At 51.6% G+C, this 13993-nt stretch carries 13 protein-coding genes and 3 pseudogenes; 2 read left to right on the top strand and 14 right to left on the bottom strand.

All coding sequences use genetic code 11. The features are described 5' to 3' along the window. The first annotated feature begins 30 nt into the window (after positions 1–30). On the top strand, positions 31–1365 hold the full coding sequence (locus HPY81_00175) for a sigma 54-interacting transcriptional regulator (protein ID NPV25875.1): 1335 nt from the start codon (positions 31–33) through the stop codon (positions 1363–1365). 133 nt (positions 1366–1498) lie between these two features. On the opposite strand, the gene HPY81_00170 is transcribed toward HPY81_00175, so the two are convergent. The 3 genes and pseudogenes from HPY81_00170 to tnpB all read right to left on the bottom strand — a co-directional run bounded on the left by HPY81_00170 (position 1499) and on the right by tnpB (position 3855). After that, positions 1499–1792, bottom strand: coding sequence for a hypothetical protein (locus tag HPY81_00170; protein NPV25874.1), 294 nt, complete (start codon positions 1790–1792; stop codon positions 1499–1501). Further along, a pseudogene (locus HPY81_00165) lies at positions 1782–2570 on the bottom strand (hypothetical protein). Before HPY81_00165 ends, HPY81_00170 begins: the two are co-directional and overlap by 11 nt. Before the next feature lie 166 nt (positions 2571–2736). Beyond that, positions 2737–3855 (bottom strand): IS200/IS605 family element transposase accessory protein TnpB, encoded by a 1119-nt coding sequence (tnpB, locus tag HPY81_00160; protein NPV25873.1) that lies wholly within the window; start codon positions 3853–3855, stop codon positions 2737–2739. 76 nt (positions 3856–3931) lie between these two features. On the opposite strand from tnpB, the pseudogene HPY81_00155 reads away from it, so the two are divergent. Then, positions 3932–4084, top strand: a pseudogene (locus HPY81_00155) (IS110 family transposase). 415 nt (positions 4085–4499) lie between these two features. On the opposite strand, the pseudogene HPY81_00150 reads toward HPY81_00155, so the two are convergent. The 11 genes and pseudogenes from HPY81_00150 to fabK form a co-directional block, all read right to left on the bottom strand. Then, positions 4500–5210 (bottom strand): annotated as a pseudogene (locus HPY81_00150) (transposase). A 181-nt stretch (positions 5211–5391) separates the two neighbouring features. Then, positions 5392–6357 carry a biotin--[acetyl-CoA-carboxylase] ligase gene (locus HPY81_00145; GenBank protein ID NPV25872.1) on the bottom strand — a complete coding sequence of 322 codons (966 nt, stop codon included), beginning with the start codon at positions 6355–6357 and terminating at the stop codon, positions 5392–5394. A 177-nt stretch (positions 6358–6534) separates the two neighbouring features. Next, positions 6535–6795, bottom strand: coding sequence for a stage V sporulation protein S (locus HPY81_00140; protein ID NPV25871.1), 261 nt, complete (start codon positions 6793–6795; stop codon positions 6535–6537). A 55-nt stretch (positions 6796–6850) separates the two neighbouring features. Continuing rightward, entirely contained in the window at positions 6851–7951 is a 1101-nt protein-coding gene (locus tag HPY81_00135) for a radical SAM protein (GenBank protein NPV25870.1), read from the bottom strand. Continuing rightward, the gene (locus tag HPY81_00130) at positions 7944–8717 is read right to left on the bottom strand and encodes a ribonuclease III (protein NPV25869.1); all 774 of its coding nucleotides are present in this window, start codon (positions 8715–8717) and stop codon (positions 7944–7946) included. The genes HPY81_00135 and HPY81_00130 overlap by 8 nt, the downstream gene beginning before the upstream one ends. A gap of 38 nt (positions 8718–8755) precedes the next feature. Then, on the bottom strand, positions 8756–9997 hold the full coding sequence (gene fabF / locus HPY81_00125) for a beta-ketoacyl-ACP synthase II (GenBank protein NPV25868.1): 1242 nt from the start codon (positions 9995–9997) through the stop codon (positions 8756–8758). Positions 9998–10005: 8 nt separating this feature from the next. After that, positions 10006–10953 carry a nitronate monooxygenase gene (locus HPY81_00120; protein NPV25867.1) on the bottom strand — a complete coding sequence of 316 codons (948 nt, stop codon included), beginning with the start codon at positions 10951–10953 and terminating at the stop codon, positions 10006–10008. A gap of 72 nt (positions 10954–11025) precedes the next feature. Continuing rightward, positions 11026–11259: an acyl carrier protein gene (gene acpP, locus HPY81_00115; protein NPV25866.1), complete on the bottom strand. Its 234-nt coding sequence runs from the start codon at positions 11257–11259 to the stop codon at positions 11026–11028. Between the two features lie 26 nt (positions 11260–11285). Continuing rightward, positions 11286–12032, bottom strand: a complete 747-nt coding sequence (gene fabG, locus HPY81_00110; protein ID NPV25865.1) for a 3-oxoacyl-[acyl-carrier-protein] reductase — start codon at positions 12030–12032, stop codon at positions 11286–11288. A gap of 1 nt (position 12033) precedes the next feature. Then, entirely contained in the window at positions 12034–12975 is a 942-nt protein-coding gene (gene fabD / locus HPY81_00105; GenBank protein NPV25864.1) for an ACP S-malonyltransferase, read from the bottom strand. Between the two features lie 34 nt (positions 12976–13009). Then, positions 13010–13957 carry an enoyl-[acyl-carrier-protein] reductase FabK gene (gene fabK / locus HPY81_00100; GenBank protein ID NPV25863.1) on the bottom strand — a complete coding sequence of 316 codons (948 nt, stop codon included), beginning with the start codon at positions 13955–13957 and terminating at the stop codon, positions 13010–13012. Positions 13958–13993: the final 36 nt, after the last annotated feature.

Genomic DNA, 13993 nt, shown 5'->3' with positions numbered 1-13993 from the left:
TGCATTATATTATATAAAGGAGAAGAAGCAATGACGTTAAACAATCAGCCTTCACACCTGGAGACAATATTAGACAGCATCGCGGACGGAATTTTCACGGTCGATCTGGATTGGCGCATTACCTCGTTTAACCGGGCGGCAGAAAGAATTACTGGTATGTCACGCGAAGAAGCAGTTGGTAAGATGTGCTTCGAGGTTTTTCACGCCAATATCTGTCAGGCAAACTGTGCGCTCAAAGAAACACTGGCCACCGGCCGAGAAATCATTGATCAACATGTAAATATAATCGATCGAGCTGGCAATATCGTGCCAATCAGCATCAGCACCGCGGTTTTAAGGGATGAAAACGGCATGGTAGTTGGTGGAGTAGAAACCTTTAGAGATCTTTCAACTATCGAGGAACTACGCAAGCAATTATTGCAGAAATATACTTTTGAGGACATCGTCAGTAAAAACCACGAAATGATCCAGATTTTTAACCTGCTTCCTCTAATAGCTGAAAGTGATAGCAATGTATTGATTCAAGGACCCAGTGGCTCAGGCAAAGAACTAATCGCCAGGGCGATCCACAACCTGAGTCCACGAAAATCCTTCCCTTACGTGGCCGTAAACTGCGGTGCGCTGCCGGATACTTTGCTTGAGTCCGAGCTGTTTGGATACGCTAAAGGCGCTTTCACTGGCGCTGATAAAGACAAACCAGGGCGTTTTACCCTCGCTGAAGGGGGAACCATCTTTCTGGATGAAGTCGGAGAAATCTCCCCGGCTTTTCAAGTTAAGCTGCTGCGGACGATCCAAGAGCGAGAGTATACCCCTCTGGGAGCAACCAAAACAGTCAAAATGAACGTGCGGGTAATTGCAGCGACGAACAGGGATCTGCTCCAGTTGGTCCGCCAAAACAGTTTTCGCGAGGACCTGTATTACCGGCTGAACGTGGTTAAGATTGAACTGCCGTCGCTGGCTGAGCGGCGGGAGGACATCCCCCTTTTAATCGACCACTTTATCCGGCGCTTCAACCTGCGCCGGGGAAGAAACATCACCGGTATATCCCCAGCGGCTCTGCGCTGCTTAATGGAATATCATTTCCCTGGCAACATCCGGGAACTGGAAAACATCATTGAATACGCTTTTGTGGTCTGTCAAGGACATACGATCGGTCCTGAACATCTCCCAAAAGAGATCTGGCAAAAGCAACCCTCCGCTCCCTCAAATTCCGCTATTCTCCCCCTCGTAATTAACCGTTCCAGCGAGGCAGAGGTAATTCGCCAGGCACTCATGCTAAACGGCGGGCACAAGGGTAAAACCGCCGCTGCCTTAGGAATTGACCGGAGCACCCTCTGGCGGAAAATGAAAAAATACGGGCTTTGAATAAGCTAGAATCCCTTTCGCTGTCGTGTTGATCTGGGTGCAGACTTTTCTTCCATTCGGCCGTAGTTTTTCTCGATCGACGAAAACCTGAAGCTGATTGATGCGGGACATTTTACCCCAAAAATCCTGGAAGTCATAATCTTTTCTGAAACAAAGCGCAGGACTGCGCCTCTGGATCATGACATCTGATGATCCTTTGCAAACCTTCTTTCCCAACTTGCCTCAGAATTTCTGCGGCGTGAAGGCGCCGCGGCACTCTTCGTTTTAAATCCCCATACCGGGATATGCTAACCACGCACCCGAACCGGGTTTCTTCGCGGCCCTGGATCTCGACGAAAAACCGGCACTCGCCGCAGGTGTGGAGGGCTTTTTCGCGCATCTCGGGCAGAATCAAGCGATGACTTTCCCAGAGCCTGTTACTGCCCATTTACCACACCGGCCCCGGTTAGCGAAACTCCCCTGAAAATCGCATTTTTCCCCAGCGGTTCCTGAGCCGATCGCAGACTTCTTCTGCCTGGTGGACCTTCTCCCGGTCAATAAAAAACTGCAACTGTTCGGGCGCACCTCTTTTCAAGTGCCCTAAGCCTACCCCGACCAGCCGCACCCGCCAACCGGTTGAGCAGTGCTTTCGCCACAAAAAGACCGCGGCCTTGTATATGTCTGCCGCCAGGTCGGTATAATGTGGCAGGGTTTTGACCCGGTGCAGAAAGGTCAGGTTGGAGTCGCGCATGGTTATTGCCAGCGTCCTTCCCTTGTAGCCGTGTTCCCGGGCCCGGGCAGCCACGTACTCGGACAGCTCCAGGAGCGGCACGCGGATGCGCTGTTTGATTTTCCTGGCGATCTCCACCGGCGGGCCGAATAGTTTCTCGCAGCCCGTTACATCCAGAAACGCTTCATCGATGGAAAACGGTTCAACCAGCGGGATGAATTCACGGAAAATCGCCAGGACCCGGGTGGAATACCGGATATATTTGGGGTAATCGGAGACGCGGAATATCCCCTGGGGACAGATTCCCTTCGCCTCGGAAACCAGCATCCCGTTTTCACGCCGAATTTCTTCGCTTCATATGAAGCCGCAATGACAATTCCCCGGCGTTTGTCCGGGTCACCGGTGATGATCACCGGTTTCCCTTTCAGGTCCGGCTCCAGAGACTGGTGCCCAGAGGCAAAAAAGCGTTCAGGTCGCAGAGCAGGATGGCGCGCATGCTATCAACTCCAAACACATGTTCTAAGTGACATCCTCCCCTCAATGAATTGAGGGGCATTCCATCGCGGGATGACGGCTTTCGCCGCAGGTTAGCCAGCATTCCCCGGATGATCCGGATCATCACCTTGGCCTTAAGGGGTGTCACGCTCCCCTTTCTCCCAGGGTCATGCCCCGAGAGCATCGAGCGCTCTGGCGGCAATGTTCAAAGCCCCAACCCTGTCCGCATCGGACTGGTAGCCGCATTTGGTACACCTGAACCAACCCTGAGTTTTACGGTTGTAGTGGGAAACATTCCCGCACCGCGGACAGGTTTTGGAAGTCTCTTTGGGGTCGACATAGATTACAGGCACTTCAGCAAGAGCGGCCTTGTACTCAATGAACGAGGCCAGCTCCCGGAAGTTCCACCCGGACATCATCCGGTTGAACTTCTTGGAGCCCTTGACACGCTCACGGATGCCCAGAAGGTTTTCTAAAGCAATAGCTTTCCCTTCAGCCTTTGCTATTTCAATAATACGCTTTGATATACAGTGGTTGATATACCGCATCCAACGGCGTTCACGACCGGCTTCTTTTTTGACACGGGAAAGCCAACCTGCACGCTGAAGTGCTTTGCGTCGCTCTGCCCAGCGTTCTTTGCGCCATCTTACCTGGCGGCCGTCAAAGAATACATTATTGGACAGAACAGCTAGTTTGACGATACCAAAATCGACCCCAATTATACTGCCTGGCTCGTTGAAACCAGTTTGATAAACAATGGATATACTAACGTACCACTTGCCATCTTTACCTCGCCATATCTCCATTGACCCCTGACGGCAGGAACCTCCTGCCAGGTCCTGGAGTCTTCTGGCGTGGTATGCAGAGGCAGCAAGGGGTACGGCTATCTGGCTCCGGCCGGAGGAGACAGGAAATTTGATAACCCACGTTCCAGAAGGGAGCTGGTGAAGGGAGTAGCAGTCCTGCCGCACCATTACCGGGACTGTTTTCTCAAATTTGGGCAGACTGGCTTTCTTGCCTCTCTGCTTGCGGGAAAGGTAGGAGCGCCTAGCGGACAGGGCTTTAAGCATGGCGCACTGGAGTGTGCCCCGGTTGAGGTCGAACAGCTTACCTGCCTGCCGGTAGGTTTGGTGGTTTAAATGTGCCCGGCTGGTAGTGTTCAAGATTTCGGCCTGCTCCAGGAACCAGGAGCACGCCTGGCGGTAGGTTTCCAGCATGCGGGCCATCTTCTCCAGCTTTTCTTTGTTGGGTGGCAGGAGCTTTATTTTGAGTGTTACCGTCTGCATTCAACATCTCCTCCGATCTGCTTAAATTATAGCACGACCAAAGAGAAAAACTAAGCCGCCATTCATCCCCCGATCAAAAAAAGAAATCAGGACATTTTCCACTTTGCTGCCAGGTTTGGATGAATTGCGGGTCTGGCTTGAGTCGGGAAATTGCCGTCACGTTGCTATGGAAAGCATCGGCATGTACTGGCAACCTGTCTACAATGTCCTTGAGGGAGCCTTCGACGGACCGTAGTAGCCGGGGCTAGTGGATATATAGGCAACGTGCAGCGTTGTCCAAGCGATTTCAGACCCTGTGGGCAGGCCCGTTTGAAACTACCGTAACCCCGTCAATATTTTGGAACTACGGCCTGTCTTAATGGTAACATGTACCATGATGTTAGACAAGAAAATTGGCTATACAAAAAAATCTTTGCACTCACTAATTAGTTTCTCCTAAAAAAGTAACTTTTTTAATACAACTTGTATTCATCTAATGAACTCAGCGCTTGGTTTTAATATCAGTTTCGGCTCTGTTTGATCCTTACTTGGCAATTTGAGCCGCTCTTGTTAGGTTATAAGCCCAAATACCGAAGCCAACCCAGGTCCTTGAGCCGATAAGTCCCCTGTACCGGCTGCGACTCAAACCGTACTTTTCGTTTCAGGTTAATGACATCAAGGGCTTCGTTACAAACTTTTTCTGTAATCCCAGTTACTTGTTGGGTAATTGCATTAAGATCTTCCCAGGACTCCTGGGTCCGGCGTCGCAATAACTTGGCAATGGATAAAATATTTTGTTTAACTTCCCCAGTTCGGTCAACAAAGTTTTGAGCAGCATGGGAAGCAACTTTGCAGACCTTGCTGACCATTCGGGTAATCACCTTAACGCCATCCTGTAATAGAACAGCGTCCGTTGGATGATGGATGTCGAATTCAACTACGGTTGTATCCACCCGCAGTTCGCGGGTTTTAAGGATTTTGTCTTCTTTCAGTTTGAGTACTAAAATTTCGTTCAGTTGTTCGACTACTTCATCTCCATACCGTTGACGGGCCTTAATGAGCGTTGAGGAATCTGGCATTTCCTCATCGAGGGCGATTCGGCAGAACAGCCGACAGGTGATACTGTCACCGACTTCTTTCATCAGACTTTCGTAACCCAGTTTATAGCGCTGTTTCAAATACATTAACCGCAAAAAGGTTTCAATAGCCAGAGTTGGCCTGCCTCTTTTGGTATTGAATTTTTCTATAAACGGTTGCATAAAACGGGGATCGTCAAGCATTTTATCCACTTTGGCCAACTCATCTGGTAATGATTTTACCGACTCGGGAAGGATACTCTCCCAAATGTTTATTTGATTATCTTGAATTTTTAGCATCATGACCACCTCAAAAAAGGATTTTTGAGGGGCCGTAAAGAATTAAAGAATTGGAGAATAAGGAATTCGGCCCCTTGTTTGGAATTGGCCACTCACTCGCTGGCAATCGCATAAAGGGCGGGATTCATGGAACCCCGCCCGTAAAACATGTCCTTTTTCTCCTTCGTTCTAAACGCAACACCTAAAACGAAACGTCCCCCGCGATGACCCGGCGGCACGAGCCGTCCGCCAAACGCAACACCAAACATCCGTCCTCATCGACATCAGTCGCCAGTCCCTCAACCTCTTCCGTCGGCTGGGTGACTTTGACCCACCGGCCCAGGGTATAAGACAGTTGTTTCCACTCCTGGAGCAGCGATGGAAAACCGCCGTGGATAAAACTCTGATAAGCCGTTTCCAGTTCCTCCAGGATCCGTTGCAGTATCTTTACCCTGGAGAAGGGTTGACCCAGTTCAACCCGGATCGAGGTGGCGATGGTGCGCACTTCCGGGGGAAACGCGGTCATGTCTACATTAGCGTTGACACCGATACCGATCACCACGTAGTTGATCTTCTCCACTTCGGCGTTAAGCTGCGTCAGGATCCCGACCAGCTTTTTCCCACCTACCAGCAGGTCATTCGGCCACTTGATGCGAACGTCCAGCCCCGTGAGGCCGCGCAGCGCTCTGGCCACGGCCACCGCGGCCACCAGCGTGATCTTGGTTACCTCCGACGGTGCCAGAGGTGGCCGCAGGATAACCGAAAACCAGATTCCCTGACCTGACGGAGAAAACCAGTTCCGCCCCAGCCGCCCTCGCCCCCTGGTTTGCTTTTCCGCCACCACGACGGTTCCTTCCGGCGCCCCCTCATTGGCCAGTTCTCTGGCCACATCATTGGTTGAACCCACTTCAGCGTAGTGATGAAACTGCCGGCCAAAGACATGCGTCTGCAAGCCCGCCTGGACTTCACCCGGTAACAACAAATCCGGCCTTTCAAGCAATCGATAGCCTGAACGTGGTTGCGAGTCAATCACATATCCTTCCTCCCGCAAGGCCTGAATATGCTTCCAGACGGCGGTCCGACTAACACCCAGCCGGCGGCTTAGTTCCTCACCAGAAATGTATTCTCCTTGTCGCTGGCTCATTAATTGCAGTATTGTATCCCTCATGCTCAATTCCCACCTTAAATAACGTTAGCCACGTCCCACATCGCTTGACCTCAAACAGTAGCGCAATATTTTCATTTCTTGTTGGCGCCGCATCAGCGGCACGGGGTCTGCAAAGAAAAAACTGCTGTTGTTTACGGCAGTTTAAATGAAATTAATTATATTTGTCTACTGGCCGAATCAACGGGGTTCAACAATGAATTTAATGGCTGTCCGTTCTTCACCGTCAATCGCGATCTCCACGAACGCCGGTATCGTAACCAGATCGATTCCGTTCGGGGCGATAAACCCCCGGGTAATGGCTATGGCCTTAATGGCTTGATTAACTGCGCCGGCTCCCACGGCCTGGATCTCCGCCCGGCCTTTTTCTCGCAATACCGCCGTAAGCGCCCCAGCTACAGACTTTGGGTTGGAATGAGCTGACACCTTTAGTACTTCCACAGGTGATTCCTCCCTATCTTGAATTGAATGTAGTACAACATCTTCCCTTATAAAATTATTTTATTCGATAACTGGATAAAAATTCCTCTCTAGTTAAAATCATGTGCGGAATTTTTTGTCCCGCTGCGGCTACCCCGATCGCTAGAGCCGGTAACTCCTTTAATGGTTCAATCTTGATCTCCTGGAGTCCCCAAGCTGCTTGAATTCGTTTAATATTTCCACGGTAATGTCCGACCAGCGGTGAAACTTGCTGGGGCGGAGTGAATAAAACCACCCCACTCGGTCTGGGATCAAGCTTAGTTAACCATCGTCTAAGCAGTTCCGCAGCCTGTTCTCCGACCAACGCCGAATACACCAGTTCGCCAAAAGCTGGATGAAAGGGACCCGCAACCACCTCGCCCTCAGCCATCAAGGTTTCTGTTGGCTGGAGTCCTAGCCGAACGACCGGGATCCCCATCTGGCTGAACAAGATCAACGCATCCTTAGACCAGTTTACCGCCTCACTCAAGGACAGCGGCTGGTAGTTTCCGGTCATGTAAAGTTTATGAAGAACCGTATCTTTTAATACCAAAGCAGGGTAAATTCGGACAAAATTGGCGGCCAGCCGGATTACTCCCCGGACAGTCATTAACATTTTATCTCGGGTATCCCCAGGTAATCCGATCATCATCTGAATACCCAACCGACATCCAGCCTGCCGCACCAACTGACTGGCGCGAATGATGTCCGCCGGGGTATGTCCTCTTTTTGACTCAAGCAGCACTGACGGGTCTAATGACTGCGCTCCTAACTCTACGGTAAGTACTCCTTGGCGATGAAGTAAGGCCAGCAGTTCCCCGCTCACGCAGTCTGGTCGGGTCGAAATGCGGATCCCGTCGATCTGACCACTTCGCCAGACTTGAGTAGCTGGCTCTAACAATTCAAGCTGCTGTTCCACGGGTAGGGCGGTAAAACTCCCTCCGTAGAAAGCCACTTCAATCGTCTTGTTACTTTTCACTGGGATAGTCTGCAGGTATGAATAAATCGTCTGTTTTATCTCTGCCGGCGTTGGCAAAGTGGTCTGGCCAGTAATCTTGCGCTGGTTGCAAAAAACACAGGCGTGAGGGCAGCCCAGGTGGGGCACAAAAATCGGAATAATGTAGTACTGCTTACTCATTGTTCTTCGGCTGGGCACGTAACCACAACACCAGATCCTCCCGTTCCAGAACTGCCCGTGCCGCTTTTTGTTCAGCCTCTTTCTTGGTTCGTCCGACACCCTGGCCTAACACTTGCTGGCGAAATACCACGCCGGCGACAAACCGTTTGTCGTGATCGGGGCCATACTCATCAATAATCCGGTAATTTACCGTTTCATCTGTTTGTTTTTGCACCAGCTCCTGCAAAGCAGTTTTGTAGTCGCCGTAATTGCCCTCCGCTACTTTAGCAATATCTTTTTCCAGATGACCTAAAATAAATGCTTGGACCGGCGCCAACCCCACCGATAGATAGAAGGCCCCGATGACCGCCTCGACCGCATCAGCCAGAATTGATGGCCGCTCGCGCCCTCCGTTCATTTCTTCTCCCCGGCCCAACAGCAGATATTTCCCGATCCCTAGTTCTCGCCCGACTTTGGCCAGAGTTGGTTCACAGACAACTGCTGCTCTAATCTTGGTTAAATCACCTTCTGGCTTGTGTGGATAGGTGAGGTAAAGATACGCGCCGACGACCAAACCGAGCACTGCATCCCCGAGAAACTCCAGCCGCTGATTATGCTCCCAGCCCAAATGGGCGTTCTCATAAGCATAGGACGGGTGGGTCAGAGCAATATTCAGTAGAGTTGGCCGGGCATCTAATAAACCACAGGTCTTTTGAAATTCACGGAGTTGAAGCAGTCGTTTTTGGTCCACTGTTTTCTCACCTTTAGCAGAGTGACAAAGCCCGATTTAACGGGCTTTGTGATATTATCTAAATGTAATCTTCATTAAGCCTCATATTTTTTGATCGCTACCGTGGCGTTATGTCCCCCAAAACCAAACGAATTTGAAATGGCTACCTTCACCGGCATCGCCCGGGCAGTGTTTGGAACATAGTCCAGATCGCAATCGGGGTCCGGAGTCTCGTAGTTGATTGTTGGCGGTACCAGTCTATTTTGGATGGCCAGGACAGAAGCAATCAGTTCAACTGCCCCCGCTGCCCCTAGAAGGTGACCGGTCATGGATTTGGTTGAACTAATCGCGACTTTATAAGCATGTTCACCAAAAACTCGCTTAATTGCTTCTGTTTCAAAACGGTCATTTAAATCCGTCCCTGTACCGTGAGCATTAATATAATCAACCTCTTCAGGTTTAAGCCCAGCATCAGCCAAAGCCAGCGCCATCGCCATCGCCGCGCCTTCGCCACCCGGTGCTGGGGCCGTGATATGGTGAGCATCAGCCGTAGCACCGTACCCGACTACTTCCGCCAGAATAGTCGCGCCACGTCTCTGCGCATGCTCTAAAGTCTCCAGGATCAGGATGCCCGCTCCTTCCCCCATCACAAAACCATCACGCTTGAGATCAAACGGCCGGCAGGCCTTTGTCGGGTGCTCGTTATTGGTGGACATCGCCTTCATGGCGCAAAAACCGGAAAAAGCCAGCGGGGTAACTGAGGCCTCAGTCCCGCCCGCGATCATCACCTGGGCACCACCTCGCTGCAGCCATTTAAAGGCCTCACCCACACTGTTGGTTGAAGAGGCACAGGCGGTCACAATCGTGGTGTTTGGCCCCTTGGCTCCAAGATTTATTGAGATCTGGCCGGCTGCCATATTGCTGATAATCATTGGCACAAAGAACGGACTAATCCGGCCCGGGCCACGCTCCCGCAAGACTCTGGCCTGGTCCTCTATTGTGGCGATACCGCCAATGCCGCACCCCAGGATCACGCCAACCTGGTACGGGTCCTCATCAGCCATATTCAACCCGGCGTCGTTAATCGCCATTTGCGCCGCCACCACCGCAAATTGGGTAAAGCGGTCCATGCGCTTAGCTTCTTTTTTATCCAAATACAAACTGGGATCGAAATCGCGTACCTCGCCGGCAATTTTGGTCGGCAGGTCGTCGACATTAAAGGCTGTTACCCGGTCGATCCCGGAACGTCCCTGGCTCAGAGCTTCCCAGTACTGGTCTTTGCCGATCCCAACCGGCGAGACAACTCCCAGCCCGGTTATTACCACTCGATTTGTCATATCGCACCTCATTCTCCAAGAATACTGTTAATCTCTTGTTTAAGTCGGGCAAAAATCTCTTTGACCGACAGAATTTCCTTAATCCGGTGAACGTTCTCTCCTGAAAAGACCAACCCCTCAAGCAAATTACCTTTCTGCGCATTATTAAGTGCTTTCAAGATACAGAAAGTATAAGAACATTGCTTTAGGCAATGATCACATTTAGTCGGCTTGGGTAGATCACCACCCAGGATGCGTTCGACAAAACTATTCATAATCGCCCGCCCTGGCAACCCGACTGGGCTTTTGATCAGTACCGTACCATTAGCGTTGAGATATAATTGTTTAAACTCTAGTGAAGCGCCGGACTCTACGCTTGCCGCAAAACGAGTCCCCATCTGTACTCCATTGGCCCCAAGGCGAAAAGCTTCAACAATGTCTTGCCCATCAATAATACCACCGGCAGCGATCACTGGAATATTGACTGCTTCCCTAACCTCTGGCACAATCTCCTTCATCGAACGGTCAGTACCTAGATGGCCACCGGCTTCTTTGCCTTCCACCACGACCGCCGCCGCACCCAGTTTCTCAGCCAACTTAGCCAACTTTGCCGAGGAAACAATCGAAACAATCGGTGTTTTCGTTTGTTTACCCCAATCATAGATATCCCGGGAAAAACCAGCCCCTGTCACCACCAGGTCAATCTTTTCCTCGATGGCTGTCTTAACTAACAAAGCAAAATCCCGAATAGCAAACATGACATTAATACCAATAATGCCGGATGTCAATTCACGAGCCCGCCTGATTTCGTGCCGCAATTCGTCGGCGGCCATGCCGGTCGCCGCAATCAAGCCAATTCCACCTTCTTCAGCCACTGCCGCCGCCAGTGAAGAGGTAGAAATACGAACAGCCATTCCTCCCTGGATGATCGGAATTCTCGCTACCAGATTACCGATATTTAACGCAGGTAATTTCATACTATTATATCCTCCATTGTTTTCCCGGGTATCTAAAGAGGGTCCCGTAGGCAATTCCACGGGACCACTTCTCTACTCTGCCAATGCATTCTTTATGTATTCTACTGCTTGCCCCACCGTCTTGATCTTCTCTGCCTCTTCATCAGGAATCTCGAGATCAAACTCTTCCTCTAATGCCATTATTAGCTCTACTATATCCAGGGAATCCGCATTCAGTTCCTCAAACGATGTATCCATCGTTACTTCATCTTCTTCTACACCTAATTGTTCAACGATGATCGCCTTAACTTTTTCAAAGATTTGCACATCATCACCTCCTTCCAACACTGCTCTTACATAACCATGCCACCGTCTACGTTTATGACCTGCCCAGTAATATATCCCGCCGCATCAGAGACTAAAAATAAGACCACCCGCGCGACATCCTCTGGATGACCTAACCGTTGCAGCGGGATCTGCTGAAGCATGGCCGTCCGGACTTCATCAGATAACTTTTCTGTCATCGCCGTTATGATGTAGCCTGGGGCCACCGCGTTGACCCGGATTCCTCGCGAACCCAGTTCCTGCGCCACCGATTTAGTGAACCCAATCACGCCCGCCTTAGCTGCGGCATAGTTGGCCTGGCCGGCATTCCCTTTGAGACCAACCACGGAGGAAATATTCACGATCACCCCACTCCGCTGCTTCATCATCGGTCTGGCCACCGCCCGGGTGCAATTGAAAACTCCCTTGAGATTGGTGTTCAACACCGCATCCCAGTCAGCCTCTTTCATCCGCAATAAAAGTTGATCCCTGGTAATCCCCGCATTATTAACCAGGATATCGATTCTACCAAATCGTTTGACCACCTCATTGATCATTGTCTCGACATCTTCACTCTTACTAACATCAGCCCCGAAGGCCATCGCTTCACCTTGATTAGCGTGGATCTCCGCGACTACCTCTTCGGCAGCCGCTTGTTCGGTCGGGTAATAGTTCACGACTACCCGGGCACCGGCTTTCGCCAGTTCAAGAGCGATTGCCCGCCCAATCCCTTGTGAAGCGCCTGTTATCAAGGCCACCCGCGCTTCTAAAATCATTTTAGCCACACTCCCCTAAATATGCAAGAGTATTTTCCAGGGACGCCCTGTCTTCAACATTCAGGACTTTGGCCTGCCGACTGATCTTACGGATCAATCCGCTTAACACCTTTCCCGGACCAACTTCAACGAAGACTTCAACCCCCGCCGCAACCATTCGCTGGACAATGGCCTCCCACTGCACCGCCCCTTCCATCTGGCAGACGAGAGCCTGGCGAATTTGATCACTAGTTTGAACATAATCGGCGTTTATATTCACAAGCACAGGGATCTGGGGTGGTCTAATTACTGCCTGTTCCAGATCGGACTTAAGCCGCTCCGCCGCCGGGTGCATTAACGGGCAGTGGAATGGTCCGCTTACCGGTAAAGTGACCGCCTTCTTTGCCCCCGCCAATTTCGCCAGGCGGACGGCCTCTTCAACAGCGGCCGTTGTGCCCGCGATGACGATTTGACCAGGGCTGTTGATGTTGGCCACCGTTACCACCCCAACTGAACTGGCCTGAGCACAGATATCAGCAACTCGGTCCCGTTCCAGACCCATAATCGCCGCCATCGTTCCCTGGCCCGGCGGAACCGCCTCCTGCATATACTGCCCACGCTTGCGCACCAGGGCCACCCCTGCCGTAAAATCAAGAGCTTGCGCCGCCGTAAGGGCTGTGTATTCACCAAGGCTATGCCCCGCCATCACTGCCGGTTTAACACCCGCCTCATCCAGCAGCCGCCAGCAGGCGTAACTGGTAGTAAAAATGGCCGGTTGGGTGTTGGCCGTCTGGCGCAGTTCATCTTCCGGCCCAGCAAAGCACAGCTGGGATAGGGCGTAGCCCAATGTCGCATCAGCCTGCTGATATATCTCCCTGACCACTGGATAATATTCCGCCAGTTCTTTACCCATTCCGGGGTACTGGGAACCCTGTCCGGGAAAAACAAAAGCAATTTTACTCACGCTGTAAATTCGACACCTCCGGCAAATCATTATTTTATTTCTTAACGATATATCCTTCCAGTCTCCGCATGACCTCTTCGGCTCCGTTAACCAGCTCGGCAATAATCTCCGCCGCTGGCTGAACCTTGGTCACCAGAGCCGCCACCTGGCCGGCCGCCACCGTGCCGTATTCAACATCTCCGTCGATCACCGCTTGTCTCAATTTGCCTTCACCTAACTTGAGCAGTTCTTCGAGCGAAGCTCCCGCAGCCGCCAGGTCCAGGTATTCCCTCGACAGCTTATTGCGGATCGCCCGGACGTAGTGTCCCGCCGCCCCGGTTACAACCGTATCCCGGTCTTTGGCTTTAATAATGGCCTGCTTATAATTAGGGTGCGCAATACACTCCGTCGCGCAGACAAAGCGGGTACCCAGTTGGACCCCAACCGCTCCTAAAGCTAGCGCCGCCGCCACCCCACGACCATCAGCGATTCCCCCCGCCGCGACCACCGGGATCTGCACGGCATCCACAATTTGAGGGACCAAGGCCATGGTGGTGATATCGCCAATGTGGCCACCGGACTCCATGCCCTCCGCAATGAGCCCATCCACCCCGATTCTTTCCAGCCGTTTGGCTAGGGCTACTGAAGAAACAACTGGAAAAACCTTGATCCCGGCCTCTTTAAACCGTTGAATGTGCTTGCCAGGATTTCCCGCCCCGGTGGTAACCACCGGGACCCGTTCCTCGATCACAGCATCTACTACAGCTTCCAGGTGGGGTGAAAGATACATTATATTAACCCCGAAGGGTTTACTCGTCACTGCTTTAACCTTCCTGATCTCCTTTCGAACAACATCCGCGGAAGCGTGTCCCGCACCAATAATCCCCAGTCCACCGGCTTGGGAAACCGCCGCCGCCAGTTCCGCGGTGGCCGCCCAGGCCATTCCTCCTTGAAAAATCGGGTACTGAATTCCTACCAGGTCGCATAAAACCGTTTTTAACATTTTACCTTATCCTCCTTATGCCTCGCCTAACCCACA

Source organism: Bacillota bacterium, assembly GCA_013178045.1.
Lineage (GTDB): Bacteria > Bacillota > Ch66 > Ch66 > Ch66 > Ch66.
Note: the sequence above shows the minus strand (reverse complement) of the source record. Positions and strands in the feature narration are given on the sequence as shown.